Genomic DNA, 21431 nt, shown 5'->3' with positions numbered 1-21431 from the left:
TGCAGCGGAATATCGAATGGGGATTTCCCAGCAACGCACCGGACTTGGCCGTCACGACCGAGCCGGAGCCAGAGCTATCAGCCCTCCGGGGAGCGCGTCTGGGATATAAATTCGCGGGCAAGACGATCGGCTTCGTCCGCGAGCGCGCGTGCTCCTTCGCGAATGGCGGCGCCCTGCGCGCCACTAACTTTTGGCTTCTTAGCGCGTCGGCCTTTGATAGACAGACGGGACACCCATTTTGGAAAGCCATATTTTGTGGGGCTTGCGGCTACGGCAGCGTGGAGCCGCTTCAAGCGATTTGGTAAAGTCGTGCGATCTCCGGCTCTTTGCGAGGGGCGGATCATTTCTGCCCAATGCACCAACTCGTCGAAGGATTTCGTTCGATATTGTGGCCAGGTCATCCAGATGTAGACCTGCCACAGGATTTCGAAATCCTCCGGATACGGCTTCACGCCCAGCGGCCGCCCCCGTTTTTTTGCTGTTGGCTTTCGTTTCTTGAGCACGATCGGACCATAGCACAGCGGCGGCGCCGGCATCCTTGGCTCGCCGCTCAACATCAGCGACCGTGAAGTGCCGAGCCGACCTCACTTGCGCAAAGCGTCGATTTTTCTCACTTCATGTCGCGTCCATGTTGCGTCCATGTTGCGTGGAGCCGCCGGCAACGTTTGGGAAGCCTTGAAAACAAACGGAAATTTTTGCGAACGAAATCCACTCGTAAGCAGTGGAAATTCCTCGTAGTTTTAAGGCTATTCGATTGTTTTGCTGAGGAAATTTTTGGCTGGGGCGGGAGGGATCGAACCTCCGAATGGCGGAATCAAAATCCGCTGCCTTACCGCTTGGCTACGCCCCATCAGGCGACGAAGGGAACGGGGGAAGAATTGGCACCCGCAGATTCCCCTTGGTCGCAGCCGGTCTATAGGGAGCGGCGCGGCATTTCAACCGCCTGGAGGGGCAAAATACCACAGGCCGGGGGCCGGCCGGGCCACACTCTATTATAATTATAGGCCCGATCCTCGTCCCTCCCGCCCATTGAGACCTCCCGCGTTTCATGGGAAGACGGCGCCAAACCTGTCCTCGGGAGTGAGCCATGACCTACCGCGCACCGATCTCTGACATGCTGCTGTCGCTCAACCATGGCGCCGGCCTCAAGGCCGCCGTGGAAGCCGGCCATTACGGCGATTTCGACGGCGACATCGCAGCCGCCGTGCTGGAGGAAGCCGGCAAATTCGCGACCGACGTGCTGGCGCCGCTCAACAAGGTCGGCGACGAGCACGGCATCAAGCTTGACGACGGCAAGGTCACGACCGCACCGGGCTGGCCGGATGCCTACAAGCGCTGGACCGAAGGCGGCTGGAACGCGGTCTCGGGCCCTGAGGATTTCGGCGGCCAGGGCCTGCCGCTGGCGATCAACGCCGCCTGCACCGAGATCTGGAGCGCGTCCAACGTCGCCTTCGGCCTCTGCCCGCTGCTGACGGCCTCAGCAATGGAGGCGCTGGAGGCGCATGGCAGCGACGAGCTGAAGACGATCTATCTCGAAAAGCTCGTCTCCGGCGAATGGACCGGCACGATGCAACTCACCGAGCCGCAGGCCGGTTCCGATGTCGGCGCGCTGCGCACCCGCGCCGAAAAGCAGTCCGACGGCACCTATCGCATCAAGGGGACGAAGATCTTCATCACCTATGGCGAGCACGACATGACCGACAACATCGTGCATTTCGTGCTGGCACGGCTGCCGGACGCGCCGGCCGGCACCAAGGGAATCTCGCTCTTCCTCGTGCCGAAATTCATGGTCAATGCCGACGGCTCGCTCGGCGCGCGCAACGACATCTTTGCCTCCGGCGTCGAGCACAAGCTCGGCATGCATGCTTCGCCGACCTGCACCATGACCATGGGCGACCATGGCGGCGCTATCGGTTTCCTGATCGGAGAAGAGAACGAGGGCATGCGCTGCATGTTCACGATGATGAACCAGGCCCGGCTCGGCGTCGGCCTGGAGGGCGTCGGCGTCGCCGATCGCGCCTATCAGCAGGCGCTGGCCTATGCGCAGGAGCGCAAACAGGGCCGCGCAATCGGCAAGACGGGCGACGGGCCGGATGCGATCTTCGTGCATCCCGACGTCAAGCGCATGCTGATGCGGATGCGGGCGCAGACCGCGGCCGCGCGCACCATCTGCTATGCGACCGCGGTCGCACTCGACGTTTCCCTGCGCGCCAAGGACCCGAAGGTGCGCGCCGATGCCGCCGCGCGCGCGGCACTGCTGACGCCGATGGCAAAAGGCTATTCCACCGATATCGGCAACGAGGTTGCCTATCTCGGCGTGCAGGTACATGGCGGCATGGGCTTCATCGAGGAGACCGGCGCCGCGCAGCATTATCGCGACGCGCGCATCACCGCGATCTACGAGGGCACCAACGGCATCCAGGCGATCGACCTCGTCACGCGCAAGCTTGCGGCCAATGGCGGCGCGTCGGTGTGGGCGCTGCTCGACGAGCTTTCCGCCACCGTCAAGCAGGTCGAAGCCTCGAACGATCCAGCCTTCGGCACCACCGGCGTGAAACTGCGCGAGGCGCTGGAGGCGCTGACGCGCACCAGCAAGTGGCTGTTGGAGCGCGTCGCATCCGCGCCGAACGAGGCGCTCGCCGGCGCCACGCCGTATTTGCAGCAGTTCGGCGCCACGCTCGGCGGCTGCCTGCTCGCCTCCGAGGCGCTCGCCGCGAAGGCCGACGGCAACACGGACGCCGCGCGCTACGTTTCGCTCGCGCGCTTCTTCGCCGAGAACATCACCGTGCAGGCCGGCGCGCTCGAGCGCACCGTGACGGAGAGCGCTGAGTCGGTCGCGGCGGCGGATGCGGTGCTGTTGGGGTAAGCGCCAAGAGCGTAGACGCGTAGGGTGGGTTAGCCTTACTGAGTCAGCCATAGGCGTAACCCACCGGTTCTGCCGCCGCGTGAACAGAAGAGGTGGATTACGCTTCGCTAATCCACCCTACGGGCTACGAAGCTGCGACCTCAGCCCTTCTCCCCGGCCGCCACAGCACGATGCCGGCCGCGACGACATCGAGCACCACACATATCGCAAACGCCATGGTGTAATCGCCGCTCACGCTGCGCACGAGGCCGACGATGCCGGGGCCGAACGCGCTGACGATGCCGCTGATCGACGTCCCCAGCCCCATCGCGGCCGCGAAGCCCGTGCTGCCGATCTCGCGCTGGATGATCAAAGGCGGAAACGTGATCATGTTGCCGATCGAGAAGCCATAGACGGCGCAGCACAGGAGCAGCACGGTCGGGCTCTGGCTTTGCAGGAGAACGAGCAGCGCCGCCGCCTGGCTCATCATCGACGCCGCGCAGGCAAGCCGCGGATCGAGCCGGTCGACGAACAGGCCGAGCGACAGCCGGCCGACCACCGCCATCGCCGCCATGATGGTGACCGCGAGGCCTGCACTGGCGCGGCCGATCAGCGGCTCAAGAAACGTCACCTGGTGGATGATGAATCCCATCTGCGCCAACAGCGCGATCGCGATCGGCAGCACCATGGTCCAGAATGACGCATTGGCGAGCAGCTCCTTCCGCGAATGATGGGCGGCCTTGCCGCCAGAGACCCCTGCGGCGTTCGGCGACGCCTCGACCGGCCAACTGGTGAAGACAACGACCACCGGCAGCACCAGCACCACCATCACGATGGTGGCTGCCAGCATGGCTGAGCGGAAACCGATGCTGCTGCTCAGCGCCAACAAGACCGGAACGAGGATGATGCCGCCGAAGGTGGCGCCGTTGAAGGCGAGGCTGAGCGCGAGCCCTCGGCGCCGCGCGAACCAGGCGTTCAGCACGGTCGCGATCACCACCGAGCCCATGCCGGTCCAGCCGACCGACATCAGCGCATAGGCAAGATAGAGCTGCCAGGGCGCCTGCATCAGTCCCAGCAGCGCGGTCGATGCACCAAGCGCCGTCAGCCCGCACAGGATCAGCGCCCGCAGCCCGATGCGGGCGAGCAGATCGTCGGTGAAGATGACGAGGACGGAGGTCAGCAGGAACGAGAATGTGCTGGCCGCGGACACCAGCGTACCGGTCCAGCCATGGGCGCGCTGGAGCTCGGAGAGATAGACGCCCTGGCCGTAGAGACCAAAGCCGAACATGAAGAAGGCCATCAGGAAACAGGCCGACACCACGCGCCAGCCGCGGTAGCGAAGCGAGGATTCGTCAACGTCCGTTGCGGCAATCATCGATCAGGTATTGACCTCATGGAACGAGACGGCTGATCGTGACGCACAACCGCCGGTTTTTCAAATGAAACATTGTAGCCGATTGTTGCATTGCGCAAAACGCTGCGGGACATGTGATGCAGCTTCCGCAAGGTTCCCGGCGGAATGCAATCATCGGACGGGTGTCAGGCAACCGCTCACGAGCGTCACCGCCGAAATGGTTGAACCGAGCCCGGAATCTATCGGGCCGCACAGTTGGTGGATGAATGGATTCCGGGCTCGCGACTTCGTCGCGCCCCGGAATGACAATAAGAAGCTTCGTGAAATCTTCGCGCGGAACGACTAATCTTGCTCCATGCGACATCTTCTCCGCCTGACCAGCTTCGCCCTCGCGCTCGCCGCCCTGCCCGCCGCGGCCCAGACCGCGGCCCCCGTCGAGCTGCGCATTCTCGCGATCAACGATTTCCACGGCAATCTCCGTCCGCCGCCGGGCGGCATCCGCATCAATGATCCCGAGGACAAGAGCAAGAAGGTGATGGTCGCCGCCGGCGGCGCCGAATACATGGCGACGCTGGTCAAGCAATTGCGCGAGGGGCACAAGAACACCATCTTCGTCGCCGCCGGCGATCTAATCGGGGCGAGCCCGTTTTTGTCGGCGATGTTTCACGACGAGCCGTCGGTCGAGGCGCTCTCGATGATGGGACTTGCGATCACCTCCGTCGGCAACCACGAATTCGACGAGGGCAAGACCGAGCTGCTCAGGATGCAGAACGGCGGCTGCCATCCCGAGGATGGATGCCAGGGACCGCATCCCTTCGCCGGCGCGAAATTCCACTATCTCGCCGCCTCCACCATCGAGACCGCGACCGGAAAGAGCGTGTTGCCGCCCTACGAGATCAGGGAGTTCGAGGGCATCCCGGTCGCCTTCATCGGGCTGACCTTGAAGGAGACCGCCGGCATCGTGTCTCCGTCAGGCATTGCCGGGCTCGAATTCCGCGACGAGGCCGAGACGGTGAACGCGCTGGTGCCGCAGCTGAAGGCACAGGGCGTCGAAGCGATCGTGGTGCTGATCCACCAGGGCGGCGAGCCCTCGGGCGACTACAACGAATGCCCCGCGATCACAGGCCCGATCGTCGACATCGTGAAAAAGTTCGACCACGCCGTCGACGTCGTGATCAGCGGCCACACCCATCGCGCCTATGTCTGCGACATCGACGGCAGGCTGGTCACCAGCGGCGACAAATACGGCACGCTGGTCACCGCGATCGACCTCAAGCTCGATCCCGCAACACGCGACATCGTCAGCGCCAGGGCCGAGAACGTCATCGTCGCCAACGCCTCGCTGGCCAAGGATCCCGAGCAGACCGCGCTGATCGACGCCTATGACAAGCTCTCCGCGCCGATCGCCAACCGGCCGGCCGGGTCGGCGACGCAGACGCTGTCGCGCGCACCCAACGACGCCGGCGAAAGCGCACTGGGCGACGTCATCGCGGATGCGCAGCTTGCCGCAACCAGGGACGCCAAGGATGGCAGCGCTGTCATCGCGCTCACCAATCCCGGCGGCATCCGCACCGACATCATCCCGAAAGAGAACGGCGCGGTGTCCTACGGCGAACTGTTCGCGAGCCAGCCATTCCGCAACCGCCTCGTCACCATGACGCTCACCGGCAGCCAGCTCAAGGACATGCTGGAGCAGCAATGGCTCGATCCGAAGCGGCCGCGGATCCTCCAGGTGTCGAACGGGTTCAGCTACAGCTGGGACGCATCAAAGCCGCTCGGCGAGCGCGTGATAACCGACAAGATGACGCTCAATGGCAAGCCGATCGAGCCGGGCACGGGCTACCGCGTGACCGTCAACGATTATCTGGCGGTGGGTGGCGACGGTTTTACGGTCGCGAAACAGGGCGCTTCGCCGCAATATGGCGGCTATGACGCCGATGCGCTGTTCGCGTTTTTCAAGGCGCATGGTCCGATCGGCCCGCTGCCACCGACCCGCATCCTGCGGGTGAATTGATCCGGATCAAACCTGGGCGGAACGGGACAGCCCTTTGCCATTCGCGGTGGAACGCATAGATTGGGTTTTGCATTGCATTTTGGCGCCGGATGCGCCAAGCGACGTCGAGAGTTCGTTCCCCGTGAGGCCGACCTGATGAGCACGCTTCTCCTTTCCCACAAGGCCTGCCTCGACCACGTCACGCCACCGGGACACCCTGAAAGACCCGACCGCCTGCGCGCGGTGGAGGAAGCGCTGTCGGTTGAGCGCTTCCAGTTCCTGGCGCGCGACCTGGCGCCGGAGGGCGATCTCGATCTCGTCACGCTGTGCCACAATGAGGATTACGTCACCGAGCTTCGTCACATCGCGCCGACCAGCGGCCAGGTCTATGTCGACGGCGACACTTCGATGTCCCCAGGCACGTGGGAGGCGGTGATGCGCGGCGTCGGCGGCGCGGTGGCGGCGACCGACGCGGTGATGAACGGCGAGCATCGCAACGCCTTCGTCGCGGTGCGCCCGCCCGGCCACCACGCCGAGATCGGCAAGCCGATGGGCTTCTGCTTCTTCGACAATGTCGCGATCGCCGCGCGCCATGCGCAGCGCAAATACGGCATCAAGCGCGCCGCCATCGTCGATTTCGACGTGCATCACGGCAACGGCACCCAGGACATCTTCTGGTCGGACGCGACCGTGATGTACTGCTCGACGCATCAAATGCCGCTGTTTCCGGGCACCGGCGCCAAGGGCGAGCGCGGTGATCACGACACCATCGTCAACGCACCGCTCGCCTCGGAAGACGGCGGGCCCGAATTCCGCATCGCGTTCGAGAATTTGATCCTGCCGCAACTCGAAAAATTCAGCCCCGAGTTGCTCATCGTCTCCGCTGGCTTCGACGCGCATTACCGCGATCCGTTGGCCTCGCTGAATTTGCGTGCGGAGGACTATGCCTGGGTCACGCGCAGGCTGATGGACCTCGCCGACAAATCCGCAGAGGGCCGCGTTGTTTCCGTGCTCGAAGGCGGCTACGACCTGCAAGGACTGAAAGAATCTGTTACGGCGCATGTCGGCGCCCTGATGGGTGCTTGACCCACCCGCCACATTAAGCCCGTAAAACTCTGCTGTTTTACACGAGAAGCGAATCGGGCAATCGGAAACGGATATGGCCGAAAATACCCAAGTCGACGTCTCCCGGCTCACCTTCGAGCGCGCGATCGAGGAACTCGAAACGATCGTGAAGCGGCTCGAGGACGGCAAGGTGCCGCTCGAGGAATCCGTGACGATCTACGAGCGCGGCGAAGCCCTGAAGCGGCGCTGCGAGGAGCTTTTGCGCCAGGCCGAGGCGCGCGTCGACAAGATCACCACCGATGCCAGCGGTCAGGCCACCGGCACCGCACCGCTCGACGTGCAGTAAGGGCCGGCGCCCCAAAGCTGCCCGTCTCAAGCATCGGCCGCCTGCATTTTTTCAAGTTCGCACGCTGCTGTTTCCGCTCACGGGCCGGGTGGCCGGGCATCAGAGTTCCTCGCCGACCCGTTTTGGCCCAGCGAATCCCGCCAAAATGGCTGTTCTTTCGCCCAGAATCCTGCCAAGGAACCGGGCAGAATTGGAACCTCCCCTCCGGCGCCGCGATTAACCAAATTGGCCCGCCGGTTGCACCTGCATACCCGTAATCGGTCGGGCGGGTTGGCTTTGGCCCAAGCTTTGGTGTAAAGCTGCGCGGAGTGTGGCTTTTTGTTAGCTTTGACGTGGGGACCGATTTCCGACGACAAGCGCTTCAAATTGCTAATGAATTGGCTGGGACGGACGAAGCCGATCTACGTGACAGGGATCACAGAAACTGAACCGGAGCGCACTTAAGCTCACCTAAGCTTGAAGAAGGGGCGTCCGCCCCTCGCAGGTGGCTCCGACGGTTTAAGGACTCGCGCTGCGCCGATATTGTGCAAACCCATCGCGCACCGGAATGAGACTTTCCGGCGCTGACAAATTGGAAATCGCCGTGAACGCATACAGTAAAACGCCGCTTCTCGACACCATCCGGACGCCGGACGACCTGCGCAAGCTCAAGATCGAGCAGGTTCGCCAGGTCGCCGACGAGCTGCGTCAGGAGACCATCGATGCCGTCTCGGTGACCGGCGGTCACTTCGGCGCGGGCCTCGGCGTGGTCGAGCTCACCACCGCGATCCACTATGTCTTCGACACGCCGCGCGACCGGCTGATCTGGGACGTCGGCCATCAGGCCTATCCGCACAAGATCCTTACCGGCCGCCGCGACCGCATCCGCACGCTGCGCACCGGCGGCGGCCTGTCCGGCTTCACCAAGCGCAGCGAGAGCGATTACGATCCGTTCGGCGCCGCGCATTCCTCGACCTCGATCTCCGCCGGTCTCGGCATGGCCGTCGCGCGCGACCTCTCCGGCGGCAAGAACAACGTTATCGCAGTGATCGGTGACGGTGCGATGTCGGCGGGCATGGCCTACGAGGCCATGAACAACGCGGGCGCCATGAACTCGCGCCTGATTGTCATCCTCAACGACAACGACATGTCGATCGCGCCGCCGGTCGGCGCCATGAGCGCCTATCTGTCGCGCCTCTACTCCGGCAAGACCTATCGCACGCTGCGCGATGCGGCCAAGCAGATCAACAAGCGCCTGCCGAAGATCCTCGCCAACCGCGCCAACCGCGTCGAGGAATATTCCCGCGGCTTCATGATGGACGGCGGCACGCTGTTCGAGGAGCTCGGCTTCTATTACGTCGGCCCGATCGACGGCCATAACCTCGACCATCTGCTGCCCGTGCTGAGGAACGTGCGCGACATGGAGACCGGCCCGATCCTGGTCCACGTCGTGACGCAGAAGGGCAAGGGCTACGGCCCGGCGGAAGCGTCCGCCGACAAGTATCACGCCGTCGTCAAGTTCGACGTCGCGACCGGCACCCAGGCCAAGGCAAAGCCGAACGCGCCGGCCTACCAGAACGTGTTCGGCCAGAGCCTGGTCAAGGAAGCCGAGAAGGACGACAAGATCGTCGCCATCACCGCGGCGATGCCGTCGGGCACCGGCGTCGACATCTTCAACAAGGCCTTCCCCGACCGCACCTTCGACGTCGGTATCGCCGAGCAGCACGCGGTGACCTTCGCCGCCGGTCTTGCGACCGAAGGCTATAAGCCGTTCTGCGCGATCTACTCGACCTTCCTGCAACGCGGCTACGACCAGATTGTGCACGACGTCGCGATCCAGAACCTGCCCGTGCGCTTCGCCATCGACCGCGCCGGCCTCGTCGGCGCCGACGGCGCGACCCATGCCGGCTCGTTCGACAACGCCTATCTTGGCTGTCTGCCGAACATGGTGATCATGGCAGCGGCCGACGAAGCCGAGCTTGTCCACATGGTGGCGACCCAGGTTGCGATCAACGACCGTCCGAGCTCGCTGCGCTATCCGCGCGGCGAAGGCCGCGGCATCGAGATGCCCGACGTCGGCGTTCCCCTCGAAATCGGCAAGGGCCGCATGATCCGCCAGGGCAGCAAGATCGCCCTGCTCTCCTTCGGCACGCGTCTGGCCGAATGCGAGAAGGCGGCCGACGAGCTCGCCGCCCATGGCCTCTCGACCTCGATTGCCGACGCGCGCTTCATGAAGCCGCTCGACACCGAGCTGGTGCTCAAGCTCGCCCGCGACCACGATGTCCTGATCACGGTCGAGGAAGGCTCGGTCGGCGGCTTCGGCTCGCATGTCGCGCAGTTCCTGACCGATCAGGGCGTGCTCGACACCGGTATGGTCAGGTTCCGCACGATGGTGCTGCCCGACGTGTTCCAGGACCACGACACGCCGAACGCGATGTACGCCCGCGCCGGTCTCGACGCCAAGGGCATCGTCGCCAAGGTGTTCGAAGCGCTCGGCAAGGACGTCAAGACCGAGACGGTCAAGCTGGCCTGAGGCTGGTTCACCTCTCCCGCTTGCGGGAGAGGTCGCGCCGAAGGCGCGGGTGAGGGCTCTATCCTCTAGGGGATTCCCGTTGCGGAGACACCCTCTCCCCAACCCTCCCCCGCAGGCGGGGGAGGGAGCGCAGTTTTCGCCGCGGTTCGCAACTCGCCTGATTTCTCCTGAGCAGCCCTCATGAAAATCTATCTGGCAGGTCCCGACGTGTTCCTGTCGGATGCTGTCGAGATCGGCCGCCGCAAGGTCGCGATCTGCGCGGCTCACGGGCTCACTGGCCTCTATCCCCTCGATAACGCGATTGACCTCACAGCACACGACGCCTCGCGGCAGATCTTTTGCGGCAACGAGGCGATGATGGACGAGGCCGACGCCATCATCGCCAATCTCACCCCATTCCGCGGTGCCGGTGCCGATCCCGGCACCGTCTACGAACTCGGCTACATGGCCGGGCGCCGCAAGTTTTGCCTGGCCTATTCCAACGATGGCGCCACCTATGCCGACCGTGTCGGCCGCTTCATGCACGTCGCCTCTAAGGACGGCCGGCTGGTCGATGCGCAGGGACTGACGGTCGAGGATTTCGGTCTCGTCGACAATCTCATGATGATCCACGCGTTGGAGCTGCACGGCTGCCCGCTGGTGACGCCGGCAGAACCGCCGGCCGACGTCTGGCACGATCTCGCCGCGTTCGAGACTTGCGTCCGGATGGCAGCCGCGCGATTGGTCGTTACATAGACGTTTCAATCGTCTCCGGAGAGATCATGCCCCCTGCCCGCAAGCGCGCGGATGTTTTGCTGGTCGAGCGCGGCCTGTTCGAGAGCCGGGCGCGGGCGCGCGCGGCCATCGAGGCCGGGCTCGTCACGGCCGACGACAAGCGGGTCGCAAAGCCATCGGAGACGATCGCCGAGGACGCGGTGATCCAGGCCGAGCCTGCCCACCCTTACGTGTCGCGCGGCGGCGTCAAGCTCGCGGGCGCCCTCGAGCGCTACCCGATCGACATCGAGGACCATGTCTGCCTCGACGTCGGTGCATCCACCGGCGGCTTCACCGAGGTGCTGCTGGCGAATGGCGCGAGCCTTGTGTTCGCCATCGATGTCGGCACCGGCCAGCTGCATTCCTCGCTGCGCGATCATCCCAAGATCGTGTCGATGGAGGAGACCGACATTCGCAGCTATGAGGGCAAGCGCCTGCCGGCGCGGCCCGATGTCGTCGTCATCGACGTCAGCTTCATTTCGCTCAAGACCGTGTTGCCGGTGGCGCTGTCGCTGGCAGCCGCCCCGATGAGCCTGCTGGCGCTGATCAAGCCGCAGTTCGAGGCTGATCGGAAGCACAACAAGAAAGGCATCATCCGCGACGCCGCCGTGCATCAGGAGATCTGTGACGACATCGCAGCCTTTGCCGCATCGCTCGGCTGCACCGCCATCGAGGTGTTTCCCTCCTCGATCGCGGGCGGCGACGGCAATATCGAATTCTTCCTGGGCGCGCGCCGTGGTTGAACGCGTCACGATCGATCATGTCGGCCATCGCGGCGATGGCGTCTCGCTCACCGCGGGCGATGCGGTCTACGTGCCCTATACCCTCGGCGGCGAGAGTGTCGAGGTCGACCATGTCGCCGGCCATCCCGACCGGCGCAAGCTGTTGGCGGTCGACGTCGCAAGCCCCGAACGCGTTGAGCCGTTCTGTCCGCATTTCGGGGTCTGTGGCGGCTGCGCGATCCAGCATTGGGCGGCAGAGCCGTATCATGGCTGGAAACGCAACATCGTGGTCGAGACGCTGGCCCAGGCCGGCATCGATTGCGACGTGGCGCCGCTGGTCGATGCCCACGGCGCCGGCCGCCGGCGCGTGACGCTGCATGGAAGGTTCGGCACCCATGACGTGCTCAAGGTCGGCTTCTCGGCGGCGAGCTCGCACGACGTGATCCCGATCCATCGCTGCCCGATCCTCGATCCCGCGCTCGAGGGCGCGCTCGATGCCGCCTGGGCGCTCGCCGAGCCACTGACATCGAAGATGCCGGTGACGAAGCCACTGGATATCCAGGTGACCGCGACGGCCAACGGTCTCGATGTCGACGTGCGCGGCTCCGGGCCGCTGCCGACGCTGCTGGTCACGGCGCTGTCGCGCGTTGCCGAGCAGCATCGCCTGGCGCGGCTGACGCGGCATGGCGAGCTGGTGCTGCAACGCCTGCCGCCAACGATAAAGATGGGCCGTGCTGAAGTGACGCTGCCGCCGGGCTCGTTCCTGCAGGCAACGATGACGGGAGAAGAGACGCTCGCTGCACGCGTTGCCGAGCGCGTCGGCAAGGCAAAGGAGGTTCTCGATCTCTTCTGCGGCGTCGGCCCGTTTGCATTGCGGCTGGCCGAGAAGGCCCGCGTCACCGCCTATGACAACGACGCCGGCGCGATCGCCGCACTCGCGAAGGCCGCGCGCACGCCGGGCCTGAAGCCGATCAAGGCCGAGCCGCGCGACCTGTTCCGCCGTCCGCTGGTCCCGCCGGAGCTGCGCGATTTCGATGCCGTGGTGTTCGATCCGCCGCGCCAGGGCGCGCAGGCGCAGGCGCTGAAACTCGCGGCGAGCAAGGTGCCGGTCGTGGTCGCGGTCTCCTGCAACGTCGCAACCTTCGCCCGCGACGCGCGGCTGCTGATCAACGGCGGCTACAGGATCGAGACCGTGGTGCCGGTCGATCAATTCCGACACACGCCGCATGTCGAATTGGTGGCGCGGTTCACGCGCTAATCAGCGCCGAAGCCCACTCAACGCCGGCGACTCGCCGGGCAGCATGTTCGACCTGATGTCGCTGTCCATGCGGCCCGAGTCCCGCTGGGTGAATCCGGCCCCGAACGACAGGCTGAGGTTCGACGTTGGCTTGAACTCGATACCCGCGAATCCGCCATAGCCGGGTGCAGCGCCGGAGGTCAGCGGCGCGACCGAACTGCCGATGCCGTTGCCATATTTCAGCGTGTCGAAGCCGGCAAAGAACGTCACGGGCGAGCCGCCGGTGGTCTTCATGTTGTAGCCGAACTGCGTGCTGTCGTAGGACAGCGCACTGAAATTGCCGGCCAGACCTGCCTGGCCCAAGCCGCCCCAATTGAGGTTGGCGCGTTGGCTTCCGACAAAAAAACCATTCGCAAAATTGGTGCGCGCGCCTGCATCGAAGTTCGAAAAATTGCCGTAGGTATCGCTGCCGCCAAAGCCGAAAGGGCCACCCGGTATAAAATACTGTAGCGGCGCCACTTGCGCGTGAACCGGCGCTCCGCCGAGGCACAACACGGCGAAGAGAACTGCGAAACCGCAAGAAGCTGTGAGGCGTGACATTCAGGCTACCGTCCAAAACGTCTCCAATTATACCCTTCGGGCAACGCGAATGCCAGCAAGGCAACGCCTCGCGAGTTCCCGGATCACGCCTGCCTGACAATCCAGCGGGAAACAGTGGGCGGCTACGCGGTCCTGTCGACCGAGGACGACGAGTCGGCCGGCGGATATTTCGTCACGGGCACCATGAAGGACTTCATGCCGACCTGGTAGATGATCTTGCCGTTCTGCCCGTCATCCGTCGCGATCTGGGATTGCCCGAACATGATGACGTTCTTGTAGACGATTCCGGTGCCCTGGCGGGTGATGCCGTCGGTGGTGACGCTGACCTGGGCTTCATTGCCGTTGACGGCGAGCACGCGAAAGCTCGCGCTCTTGCCGTTGTCGCTGGAATAGCCGCCCCAGCTTCCCATCAGGCGGCTGTCGGAGGCCGGCGGCGCCTGCTTCGCCAGCGTTGCGGTCTGCTTGCCGGCGCCGCCCGCGGAGAACAACAGCACCAGGTTCTTGCCGTCCTTGGTGCCGACCGTCACCGAGCCGAAGGTGATGAGCGAACCGTTGATCTGGGCAAAACCACGCTCGGTGTGCCCGTTGTGGGTGTACTCGACCTGTGCGCGGCTGCCGCGAATGTTCACGACCTTGAAGCCGACGGGCTGATTGTTGCCCGCCCAATTGCCCTTCCATTCGCCGAGCAGGGCGCTCAGGTGATACATCCGCTCGTTGGCGGGCGAAATCTGACTGGTGCTCTGCGCGACGATGGACATGAATCTGCTCGGAAGCAGCGTCTGACATATTCAGAAACAATTGGATTAGGACCACGCCACAGTTAACGAGCGGTTAATTTCAACCACCCGACGCGACGAGGCAAACGGTCTCATCGGGATCGACCTTCAGCGGCCCCAGCGATCCGACCAGATCTTCTCGCCGATCATGCAGTTCACGCGCGGCTCTTTCTCCTTGTCCGCAACGTGCACCACCGGTGGCATGCGACCGGCGACTTCCATCAGCAGCTTGGTGCGGATCGCTTCCTTGAACTTCTCGCGATCCTTGATCGCGATGACGAAGGAGCCGGGACCGCCGACGACGCAGTCTTCGTAGTAGTAATCGAGATTGTCGATATCCATGGTCGAATAGGACGGCTCCTTCACCATGATCGGCAGGCCGTTGATGATGATGCCTTTCTCGAGCGCGGCATCGCGTGCCACGGTGACCGGGCCGCCATTGTTGTTCGGGCCGTCGCCCGAGATATCGATGACGCGGCGAATTCCGTGATAGGGATCCTCATCGAACAGCGGCATCGCAAATCCGATCGCGCCGGAGATCGAGGTGCGCGAGGCGCGCCGGATCGGCGTCTTCATGATCTCCCCCGCGACCGCGTCCGCCGTCTCCGGTCCGTCGATGATGCGCCACGGGATGATGATCTTCTGATCGGAGGATGCAGCCCACTCGAAATAGGTCACCGCGATCCTGCCATTTGGGCCGACCTTCAGCGCCTGCAAAAACTCTTTGGACTGGATCGCCTGCGCATAACCCTCGCGCTGGATCGCGAGCTCGTCCATGTCCATGGAATAGGAGACGTCAACCGCGAGGATCAGCTCGATATCGACCGACTGCGCATCACCGTCGGCTGCCTGCCGCTGCGGTTGATGTAATTTCGGCCCCGGTGCCGCGATGCCCGCGACGTCCCCTCCGGCAAGCACGCCGGCCACCAGCACAGCCCCGATCGAGAACAGCAATCGCATCGCAGTCTCCCGTCGTATGACGCGATGGTGACATGCAAACGCCTTGCCGCAAAGCGCGAAGATCGCTTGCGCTTCACATTCAGGTTAGAGATTTGCGCGCTTGCGCAAGAATGCCGCCGCGTCGCCACGGTCGTGCCGCAGCAAGACGCGTGACAACACACAAGTCATTCCGGGGCTCGCGAAGCGAGAACCCGGAATCTCGAGATTCCGGGTTCGATGCTGCGCATCGCCGCGGAATGACGGGGGACATCTCTTGTTCCGCGCCATTTCCATGCTAGGCTCACTGCACAGATGGGGATGGAGTCCCCCGGCAACCGCCCGCCGGTCGAATGACCGTACTGGGCTGATGACTCCTGCTCGAGGTGAGGCAATGAGCCTCTGCCTTTGGCGGGAGCATGGACAAACCCGCCGCTGGCGGGTTTTTTGTTGCCTGGAACGAAGGTCAGGACGTGACGACGACCACACCGAATACTGCGAGCACCAAGCTACCCAGGGGAATCTGGGTGCTCGGCTTCGTCTCGATGCTGATGGACATCTCCTCCGAGATGATCCACGCGCTGCTGCCCCTCTATCTCGTCACCGTGCTCGGCGCCTCCACGCTCACCGTCGGCTTCATCGAGGGCATCGCAGAGGCGACCGCCTCGATCACAAAGATCTTTTCCGGCGCATTGTCGGACTGGCTCGGCCGGCGCAAGCTCCTCGCCGCCCTCGGCTATGGCCTGGCCGCCCTGACCAAGCCGCTGTTCCCGCTCGCCCCCAGCGTCGGCTGGCTGGTAGCGGCGCGCTTCATCGACCGCGTCGGCAAGGGCATCCGCGGCGCGCCGCGCGACGCGCTGATCGCCGATATCTCGCCCGCCGGCCTGCGCGGCGCGAGCTTCGGCCTGCGGCAGTCGCTCGACACGGTCGGCGCCTTCATCGGCCCGCTCGCCGCGATCGTCCTGATGTGGTGGACGGCGGACCATTTTGCCGCCGTGTTCTGGGTCGCCGTGGTGCCTGCGTTTTTGTCCTTTGGCCTGATTGCATTCGCGGTGAATGAGCCGGAGCCGGACGCGAGCAGGGAACCTGCGAAAAATCCGCTCAACACCGCCGCCATGCGACAGCTTGGACCGGTGTACTGGCGCGTCGTCGCGGTCGGCGTCGTATTCACGCTCGCCCGTTTCAGCGAAGCCTTTCTCATCCTGCGCGCCCAGAACATCGGCCTCAATGCGATGTGGGTGCCGGCGGTGCTGGTGCTCATGAATGTCACTTACGCGCTCTCGGCCTATCCGGCCGGCGTGCTGTCGGACCGGATCAACCGGACCGCCCTGCTCGCGCTCGGCCTCGTGCTTCTCGCCGGCGCCGACCTCGCACTGGCGCTGCTGCCGAGTCTGTCCGGCCTCGCGCTCGGCGTCGTGCTGTGGGGGCTGCATATGGGATTGACGCAAGGCTTGCTCTCGGCGCTCGTCGCCGATACTGCACCCCCGAGCTTGCGCGGCACCGCATTCGGCTATTTCAACCTGTTCACAGGCCTTGCCTTGCTGGCTGCGAGCGTGATCGCCGGCGCGCTGTGGGACGTTTACGGCCCGGCCGGCACGTTCCTCGCAGGGCTCGGCTTTGCCCTGGCCGCCCTGGCCGGACTGCTTGCCGTCGGCAACGGCCTGAGGACGGAGACCAAGGGATGACGGGGGACTGTTCATCGTGCTGAGCGGAGTGATCGCAATCGTGGTCGGCAGCGTGCTGGGCGGCTGCGCGCGCTATTTCGTCTCCGGCGTGATCGCGCGGCGGCTGGGCGAGACCTTTCCCTGGGGCACCATGACGATCAACGTCACCGGCGCCTTCCTGATCGGCATCTTCGGCGCGCTCGCGACCCATCCCGGCTCGGTGTTTGCCGCGCCCCATCCGTGGCTGTTCGCGGTGACGGGCTTCCTCGGCTGCTATACCACGGTGTCCTCGTTCAGCCTGCAAACGCTGACACTCGCCCGTAACGGTGAGCCGGTGCACGCACTCGGCCATGTCGCGTTCTCGGTCGGACTGTGCCTCGCGGCTGTGAGCTGCGGCTTCCTCCTTGCGGACAGCCTGGGAGGCTAGAGGCAGATGAATTCCTCCTCTGCCGACCGCTGGCGCACGGCGATGCTCTATGCCTGGGTTTCTGCCGGCAGCATCGTCGGTGGGCTGACCCGCTATCTGGTCGGACTCACCCTCGACACCGGCCCCGGCTTTCCCTTCGCGACGCTGTTCATCAACGCGACGGGCTCGCTCATCATCGGCTTCTACGCGACGCTGACCGGGCCCGACGGCCGCATGCTGGCGCGGCCTGAGCACCGGCAGTTCGTCATGACCGGCTTCTGCGGCGGCTACACCACCTTCTCGACTTTCAGCCTGGAGACTTTCCGCCTGTTTCACGGCGGCATGAAATACACGGCACTCGCCTATGTCGCGGCGTCCGTCGGCTGCTGGCTGGTGTCGGTATGGACTGGGCATATGATGGCGAGCCGCTACAACCGCTTGACCAGGAGTTGACCATGCAGATCCCCAATCAGGCTGTTTCACTCCGCATCTTCATTGGCGAGAGCGACCATTTCGACGGCAAGCCGCTCCATGGAGCGATCGTGATGACGGCGCGCGAGCGCCACCTCGCGGGTGCCACCGTGCTGCGCGGCCCGATGGGGTTCGGCAAGTCGAGCCGGCTGCACACCTCGAAAATCCTGCGGCTTTCGGAAGACCTGCCGCTGTTGATCGAGATCGTCGACAGCGAGGACAACATCAACGCATTCCTGCCCATCCTGGACGGCATGATGTCGAGCGGCCTGATCACCTTGGAGAAGGTGCAGGTCCTGCAATATGGTGCGAAAGCCGCGAGCTGATCGCTCGGGCTGGAACCCGAGCCCGCCGTGTCCAGGAGGCGGAATGAACGACACCGTCACTACGCCGAAAACCAAGACCAAGACCAAGACCAAGACCAGGACCAAGGTCGAGCGGCCGAAGCTGCACAAGGTCATCCTGATCAACGACGACTACACGCCGCGTGAGTTCGTCACGATGATCCTCAAGGCCGAATTCCGCATGACCGAGGATCAGGCCTACAAGGTCATGATCACCGCGCACAAGCTCGGCGCCTGCGTCGTCGCGGTCTTCACCAAGGACGTCGCGGAGACCAAGGCCACCCGCGCCACCGACGCCGGCCGCGCCAAGGGCTATCCGCTGCTGTTCACGACCGAGCCGGAGGAGTAGGACGCACCGCCTCAAGCTCATCCCTTGAGGCGCGCCATGATGATTTCATCGTGATAGGTGCCGTCGACCAGAATCGCCATCCGCTTGGTGCCCTCCTCGACGAACCCGACCTTGCGATAAAGGGTGGCGGCGGCGGTGTTGGTCGCGAACACGCCGAGCTCGATGCGCCGGAAACCGAACACATCTGCCGCCTGAACGGCCTGCCGCAACAGCCGCTCGCCAAGGCCTTTGCCACGGAACTCCGGCACAAGCCCCATGAAGAGATCGCCGGCATGCGCCGAGACGGCGCGGCTCGCCGGCGGCACGTTGCACCATCCGATCACAGCGCCGTCGACGACAGCGACGATCTGAGGATAACCGCGCTCGACATTGCGCGCGACGAAGGCGCGGACCTGCTCGATCGGCGGCGCCTCCACCAGCGCAATGTATTTGCGTTCGCGGGCGACAATATCGACGGCGGCACGAAACGCGTCAGTGTCAGCGATCTCTATCTGTCGGAATTCGACGGTCATGGGCGACCCGCCTGCTTCACGCCATCACCGCGGGCGTCTCCTCGGCGAGCCCGTAGACGCGCTGCGCCTTGGAAAATCCGGCGATCGGAAAATCGCCGAGATCGCGCCAGTCATGCTGGCAGGCATTTGCGAAAACCTCCGAGGCCACGACGGTCCGCCCCAACCTCCCGGCGATCTTCTCCATCCGGGCCGCGAGATTGACGGCCGGCCCGATGCAGGTGAAGTCGAGCCGGTTGCCGCCGCCGATATTGCCGTAGAGGATGTTGCCGACATGCAGCGCAACACCGAAGCGGAAGCGCTCGACCACGTCGCCGACCGGGTGGGCGAGCGCGTCGACGCTGATGCGGGCTTCGCGTGCCGCGTCCAGCACACGCGTGCAGACATGGGTGGCATCGCCGACATATTCGTCGATCGGAAATACCGCGAGCAAACCGTCGCCCATGAATTTCAGGACCTCGCCGCCATAGGCGCGGATTGCGGTCACCTGGCAGTCGAAATAGCGATTGAGGATCTCGACCACCGTTTCAGCCGGCAGCCGGTCCGACAGCGCCGTGAAGCCGCGCAAATCCGACAGCCAGATCGCGGCCTGCATGGTGTCGTTGTGGCCGCGGCGGATCTGGCCGCCGAGGATGCGCTCGCCGGCGCGATTTCCCACATAGGTGTCGAGCAACGTCGCGGCGGTACGGCGCAGCGTGACGATCTCACTCACGCGTGCGAGCGGCGCCACGATGGAGCGGATCGTCGCGATGTCGTCATCGCTGAAGCCACCGGGATGCCGCGTGGTCCAGCTTAACGCGTGAATCGAGCCGTCGAGAAAACGCATCGGCGTCGCGATGTAATCCGTGACGCCCTCGGCGCGCATGTCTTCCAGGAACGGAAAGCGCTTGGTGTCGATGTCGTCGATGCGTCCCCTGACCTCCAGCCCCTCCTCGAACACGATGCGAAGCGGGCTCCGGGCGAATTCGGGCGTGTCCAGGATCTCGAAATCGACAGTGCCGATCTCGACCTCCCGGCCTTCCCGCCAGATGAAGTTACGGCCGAAGATTTCGGGATGCAGCGTACGGATGAAGACGCCGAACCGCCACAATGGCAGCCCGGCCGCGACTAGCTGCTCGCAGGCGTCCGCAATCATCTCGGCCGACCCGCGCGACGACCTGGCGCCGTCGATCAGCCAGTTGATGATGCGCTGGAGCCGGAAGCTATCCATGCCCGCATTTGCCGACGAAGTTGTTGAATCGTCAAGCTGCGCGGTGGGCTAGTACCGCGACATGAAGGCCCGGCTAGCGACGTCTCCACCTCTCCCCAGCGGGGAGAGGTCGGATTGCAGAGCAATCCGGGTGAGGGGCCGCAGCGCACAGTGAGCGTGTAACCCCTCACCCGGATCGCATCTTCGATGCGATCCGACCTCTCCCTACGGGAGAGGTGAAGAGTCTGCTGCGCTACCGGCCGACCTGCCCGCGGTCGCGCAGGAAATGATCCGCCAGCACGCAGGCCATCATGGCTTCGCCGACCGGGACGGCGCGGATGCCGACGCAGGGGTCGTGGCGGCCCTTGGTCATGATCTCGGTGTCCGCGCCCTGGCGATCGACCGTCAGGCGCGGCTGCAGGATCGACGAGGTCGGCTTCACCGCGAAACGCACCACCACCGGCTGTCCCGTGGAGATGCCGCCCAGAACGCCGCCGGCATGATTGGACAGGAAGCGCGTGCCGTCATTGCCGGTGCGCATCTCGTCGGCGTTCTCCTCGCCGGTCAATTCGGCGGCGCCAAAGCCGGCGCCGATCTCGACGCCCTTCACGGCGTTGATGGTCATCATGGCGCCCGCCAGATCGGAATCGAGTTTTGCGTAGATCGGCGCGCCCAAACCGGCCGGCACGCCTTCGGCGACGATTTCGAGCACGGCGCCAATCGAAGAGCCGCTCTTGCGGATGCCGTCGAGATAGGTCTCGAAGAATGCGGCCTTGTCCTTGTCCGGACAGAAGAACGGATTTTTCGCGATCTCGTCCCAGTCCCACTTCGCGCGGTCGATCTTGTGCGGCCCCATCTGCACCAGCGCGCCACGCACCTTGACGTGGGGCAGCACTTTTCGCGCAATCGCACCGGCGGCGACGCGCATCGCGGTCTCACGGGCGGAAGAACGGCCACCGCCGCGATAGTCGCGCAGGCCGTACTTCGCCTCATAGGTGAAGTCGGCGTGACCGGGGCGAAACTTGTCCTTAATCTCCGAATAGTCCTTGGAGCGCTGGTCGGTGTTCTCGATCAGGAGCCCGATCGGCGTGCCCGTGGTGACTTGCACCCCGGTCTCCGGATGCGCCATTACGCCGGACAGGATCTTGACCTGGTCCGGCTCCTGGCGCTGGGTCGTGAAGCGCGACTGGCCCGGCTTGCGGCGATCGAGATCCTGCTGGATGTCGGCCTCGGTCAGCGGGATCATCGGCGGGCAGCCGTCGACCACGCAGCCGATCGCCACCCCATGGCTCTCGCCGAAGGTGGTGACGCGGAACATGTGGCCGAAGGTGTTGAAGGACATCGCTGCTCGCTGGCTCGG

21 protein-coding genes, 1 tRNA gene and 1 riboswitch are annotated in these 21431 nt (G+C 64.5%); of the genes, 13 read left to right on the top strand and 9 right to left on the bottom strand.

Annotated features, from left to right (window positions below):
- Positions 1–77 precede the first annotated feature (77 nt).
- Together ACP2YP_RS10910 and ACP2YP_RS10905 are read right to left on the bottom strand one after the other, a co-directional pair.
- Positions 78–536: a hypothetical protein gene (locus ACP2YP_RS10910; RefSeq protein WP_426424123.1), complete on the bottom strand. Its 459-nt coding sequence runs from the start codon at positions 534–536 to the stop codon at positions 78–80.
- 239 nt (positions 537–775) lie between these two features.
- A tRNA-Gln gene (locus tag ACP2YP_RS10905) sits at positions 776–850 on the bottom strand.
- A 237-nt stretch (positions 851–1087) separates the two neighbouring features.
- On the opposite strand from ACP2YP_RS10905, the gene ACP2YP_RS10900 reads away from it, so the two are divergent.
- The gene (locus ACP2YP_RS10900; RefSeq protein ID WP_426424122.1) at positions 1088–2866 is read left to right on the top strand and encodes an acyl-CoA dehydrogenase; all 1779 of its coding nucleotides are present in this window, start codon (positions 1088–1090) and stop codon (positions 2864–2866) included.
- Between the two features lie 124 nt (positions 2867–2990).
- Here the strand turns inward: ACP2YP_RS10900 and ACP2YP_RS10895 are convergent, their stop codons facing one another.
- A complete protein-coding gene (locus ACP2YP_RS10895) occupies positions 2991–4220 on the bottom strand; it encodes an MFS transporter (protein ID WP_426424121.1) in 1230 nt (409 codons plus the stop codon).
- 334 nt (positions 4221–4554) lie between these two features.
- Between ACP2YP_RS10895 and ACP2YP_RS10890 the strand changes: the two genes are divergently transcribed.
- The 7 genes from ACP2YP_RS10890 to ACP2YP_RS10860 all read left to right on the top strand — a co-directional run bounded on the left by ACP2YP_RS10890 (position 4555) and on the right by ACP2YP_RS10860 (position 12848).
- A complete protein-coding gene (locus ACP2YP_RS10890) occupies positions 4555–6213 on the top strand; it encodes a bifunctional metallophosphatase/5'-nucleotidase (RefSeq protein ID WP_426424120.1) in 1659 nt (552 codons plus the stop codon).
- A gap of 135 nt (positions 6214–6348) precedes the next feature.
- Positions 6349–7278, top strand: a complete 930-nt coding sequence (locus tag ACP2YP_RS10885; RefSeq protein WP_426424119.1) for a histone deacetylase family protein — start codon at positions 6349–6351, stop codon at positions 7276–7278.
- 73 nt (positions 7279–7351) lie between these two features.
- Entirely contained in the window at positions 7352–7603 is a 252-nt protein-coding gene (locus ACP2YP_RS10880; protein ID WP_008132970.1) for an exodeoxyribonuclease VII small subunit, read from the top strand.
- Positions 7604–8186: 583 nt separating this feature from the next.
- Positions 8187–10115: a 1-deoxy-D-xylulose-5-phosphate synthase gene (dxs, locus tag ACP2YP_RS10875; protein WP_426424118.1), complete on the top strand. Its 1929-nt coding sequence runs from the start codon at positions 8187–8189 to the stop codon at positions 10113–10115.
- A 180-nt stretch (positions 10116–10295) separates the two neighbouring features.
- Positions 10296–10850: a nucleoside 2-deoxyribosyltransferase gene (locus tag ACP2YP_RS10870; RefSeq protein ID WP_426424117.1), complete on the top strand. Its 555-nt coding sequence runs from the start codon at positions 10296–10298 to the stop codon at positions 10848–10850.
- A 26-nt stretch (positions 10851–10876) separates the two neighbouring features.
- On the top strand, positions 10877–11611 hold the full coding sequence (locus tag ACP2YP_RS10865; RefSeq protein WP_426424116.1) for a TlyA family RNA methyltransferase: 735 nt from the start codon (positions 10877–10879) through the stop codon (positions 11609–11611).
- Positions 11604–12848 (top strand): class I SAM-dependent RNA methyltransferase, encoded by a 1245-nt coding sequence (locus tag ACP2YP_RS10860; RefSeq protein WP_426424115.1) that lies wholly within the window; start codon positions 11604–11606, stop codon positions 12846–12848. Before ACP2YP_RS10865 ends, ACP2YP_RS10860 begins: the two co-directional genes overlap by 8 nt.
- Here ACP2YP_RS10860 and ACP2YP_RS10855 read toward each other — a convergent pair whose 3' ends face one another.
- The 3 genes from ACP2YP_RS10855 to ACP2YP_RS10845 all read right to left on the bottom strand — a co-directional run bounded on the left by ACP2YP_RS10855 (position 12849) and on the right by ACP2YP_RS10845 (position 15163).
- Complete coding sequence (locus ACP2YP_RS10855; protein WP_426424114.1) at positions 12849–13427, bottom strand: hypothetical protein; 579 nt, start codon at positions 13425–13427, stop codon at positions 12849–12851.
- Positions 13428–13549: 122 nt separating this feature from the next.
- Positions 13550–14185 (bottom strand): hypothetical protein, encoded by a 636-nt coding sequence (locus ACP2YP_RS10850; RefSeq protein WP_426424113.1) that lies wholly within the window; start codon positions 14183–14185, stop codon positions 13550–13552.
- Positions 14186–14311: 126 nt separating this feature from the next.
- Positions 14312–15163 carry a DUF1194 domain-containing protein gene (locus ACP2YP_RS10845; protein ID WP_426424112.1) on the bottom strand — a complete coding sequence of 284 codons (852 nt, stop codon included), beginning with the start codon at positions 15161–15163 and terminating at the stop codon, positions 14312–14314.
- Positions 15164–15447: 284 nt separating this feature from the next.
- A riboswitch (Fluoride riboswitch) is annotated at positions 15448–15526 on the top strand.
- A gap of 32 nt (positions 15527–15558) precedes the next feature.
- Here ACP2YP_RS10845 and ACP2YP_RS10840 point away from each other — a divergent pair.
- The 5 genes from ACP2YP_RS10840 to clpS are packed head-to-tail and all read left to right on the top strand — an operon-like array spanning position 15559 to position 18373.
- Entirely contained in the window at positions 15559–16824 is a 1266-nt protein-coding gene (locus ACP2YP_RS10840; RefSeq protein ID WP_426424111.1) for an MFS transporter, read from the top strand.
- Positions 16825–16831: 7 nt separating this feature from the next.
- Positions 16832–17230, top strand: coding sequence for a fluoride efflux transporter CrcB (gene crcB / locus ACP2YP_RS10835; protein WP_426426106.1), 399 nt, complete (start codon positions 16832–16834; stop codon positions 17228–17230).
- Between the two features lie 6 nt (positions 17231–17236).
- Positions 17237–17662 carry a fluoride efflux transporter CrcB gene (gene crcB / locus ACP2YP_RS10830; RefSeq protein WP_426424110.1) on the top strand — a complete coding sequence of 142 codons (426 nt, stop codon included), beginning with the start codon at positions 17237–17239 and terminating at the stop codon, positions 17660–17662.
- A gap of 2 nt (positions 17663–17664) precedes the next feature.
- Entirely contained in the window at positions 17665–18006 is a 342-nt protein-coding gene (locus ACP2YP_RS10825) for a DUF190 domain-containing protein (protein ID WP_426424109.1), read from the top strand.
- Between the two features lie 43 nt (positions 18007–18049).
- On the top strand, positions 18050–18373 hold the full coding sequence (gene clpS, locus ACP2YP_RS10820) for an ATP-dependent Clp protease adapter ClpS (RefSeq protein WP_426424108.1): 324 nt from the start codon (positions 18050–18052) through the stop codon (positions 18371–18373).
- Positions 18374–18390: 17 nt separating this feature from the next.
- Here clpS and ACP2YP_RS10815 read toward each other — a convergent pair whose 3' ends face one another.
- The 3 genes from ACP2YP_RS10815 to aroC all read right to left on the bottom strand — a co-directional run bounded on the left by ACP2YP_RS10815 (position 18391) and on the right by aroC (position 21413).
- Entirely contained in the window at positions 18391–18885 is a 495-nt protein-coding gene (locus tag ACP2YP_RS10815; RefSeq protein ID WP_426424107.1) for an N-acetyltransferase family protein, read from the bottom strand.
- Between the two features lie 16 nt (positions 18886–18901).
- Positions 18902–20092 carry an adenylate/guanylate cyclase domain-containing protein gene (locus tag ACP2YP_RS10810; RefSeq protein ID WP_426424106.1) on the bottom strand — a complete coding sequence of 397 codons (1191 nt, stop codon included), beginning with the start codon at positions 20090–20092 and terminating at the stop codon, positions 18902–18904.
- A 232-nt stretch (positions 20093–20324) separates the two neighbouring features.
- The gene (gene aroC, locus ACP2YP_RS10805) at positions 20325–21413 is read right to left on the bottom strand and encodes a chorismate synthase (RefSeq protein ID WP_426424105.1); all 1089 of its coding nucleotides are present in this window, start codon (positions 21411–21413) and stop codon (positions 20325–20327) included.
- Between the last annotated feature and the right edge of the window lie 18 nt (positions 21414–21431).

This window comes from Bradyrhizobium genosp. A (assembly GCF_049949275.1).
Lineage (GTDB): Bacteria > Pseudomonadota > Alphaproteobacteria > Rhizobiales > Xanthobacteraceae > Bradyrhizobium.
This window is presented reverse-complemented; position numbering and strand designations above follow the sequence as displayed.

What these genes read in the sequence shown, in the direction of transcription:
- ACP2YP_RS10910 (WP_426424123.1), bottom strand. Translation starts at nt 536, where the DNA reads ATGCCGGCGCCGCCGCTGTGCTATGGTCCGATCGTGCTCAAGAAACGA.
- ACP2YP_RS10900 (WP_426424122.1), top strand. Translation starts at nt 1,088, where the DNA reads ATGACCTACCGCGCACCGATCTCTGACATGCTGCTGTCGCTCAACCAT.
- ACP2YP_RS10895 (WP_426424121.1), bottom strand. Translation starts at nt 4,220, where the DNA reads ATGATTGCCGCAACGGACGTTGACGAATCCTCGCTTCGCTACCGCGGC.
- ACP2YP_RS10890 (WP_426424120.1), top strand. Translation starts at nt 4,555, where the DNA reads ATGCGACATCTTCTCCGCCTGACCAGCTTCGCCCTCGCGCTCGCCGCC.
- ACP2YP_RS10885 (WP_426424119.1), top strand. Translation starts at nt 6,349, where the DNA reads ATGAGCACGCTTCTCCTTTCCCACAAGGCCTGCCTCGACCACGTCACG.
- ACP2YP_RS10880 (WP_008132970.1), top strand. Translation starts at nt 7,352, where the DNA reads ATGGCCGAAAATACCCAAGTCGACGTCTCCCGGCTCACCTTCGAGCGC.
- ACP2YP_RS10870 (WP_426424117.1), top strand. Translation starts at nt 10,296, where the DNA reads ATGAAAATCTATCTGGCAGGTCCCGACGTGTTCCTGTCGGATGCTGTC.
- ACP2YP_RS10865 (WP_426424116.1), top strand. Translation starts at nt 10,877, where the DNA reads ATGCCCCCTGCCCGCAAGCGCGCGGATGTTTTGCTGGTCGAGCGCGGC.
- ACP2YP_RS10855 (WP_426424114.1), bottom strand. Translation starts at nt 13,427, where the DNA reads ATGTCACGCCTCACAGCTTCTTGCGGTTTCGCAGTTCTCTTCGCCGTG.
- ACP2YP_RS10850 (WP_426424113.1), bottom strand. Translation starts at nt 14,185, where the DNA reads ATGTCCATCGTCGCGCAGAGCACCAGTCAGATTTCGCCCGCCAACGAG.
- ACP2YP_RS10845 (WP_426424112.1), bottom strand. Translation starts at nt 15,163, where the DNA reads ATGCGATTGCTGTTCTCGATCGGGGCTGTGCTGGTGGCCGGCGTGCTT.
- ACP2YP_RS10840 (WP_426424111.1), top strand. Translation starts at nt 15,559, where the DNA reads ATGGACAAACCCGCCGCTGGCGGGTTTTTTGTTGCCTGGAACGAAGGT.
- crcB (WP_426424110.1), top strand. Translation starts at nt 17,237, where the DNA reads ATGAATTCCTCCTCTGCCGACCGCTGGCGCACGGCGATGCTCTATGCC.
- ACP2YP_RS10825 (WP_426424109.1), top strand. Translation starts at nt 17,665, where the DNA reads ATGCAGATCCCCAATCAGGCTGTTTCACTCCGCATCTTCATTGGCGAG.
- clpS (WP_426424108.1), top strand. Translation starts at nt 18,050, where the DNA reads ATGAACGACACCGTCACTACGCCGAAAACCAAGACCAAGACCAAGACC.
- ACP2YP_RS10815 (WP_426424107.1), bottom strand. Translation starts at nt 18,885, where the DNA reads ATGACCGTCGAATTCCGACAGATAGAGATCGCTGACACTGACGCGTTT.
- ACP2YP_RS10810 (WP_426424106.1), bottom strand. Translation starts at nt 20,092, where the DNA reads ATGGATAGCTTCCGGCTCCAGCGCATCATCAACTGGCTGATCGACGGC.
- aroC (WP_426424105.1), bottom strand. Translation starts at nt 21,413, where the DNA reads ATGTCCTTCAACACCTTCGGCCACATGTTCCGCGTCACCACCTTCGGC.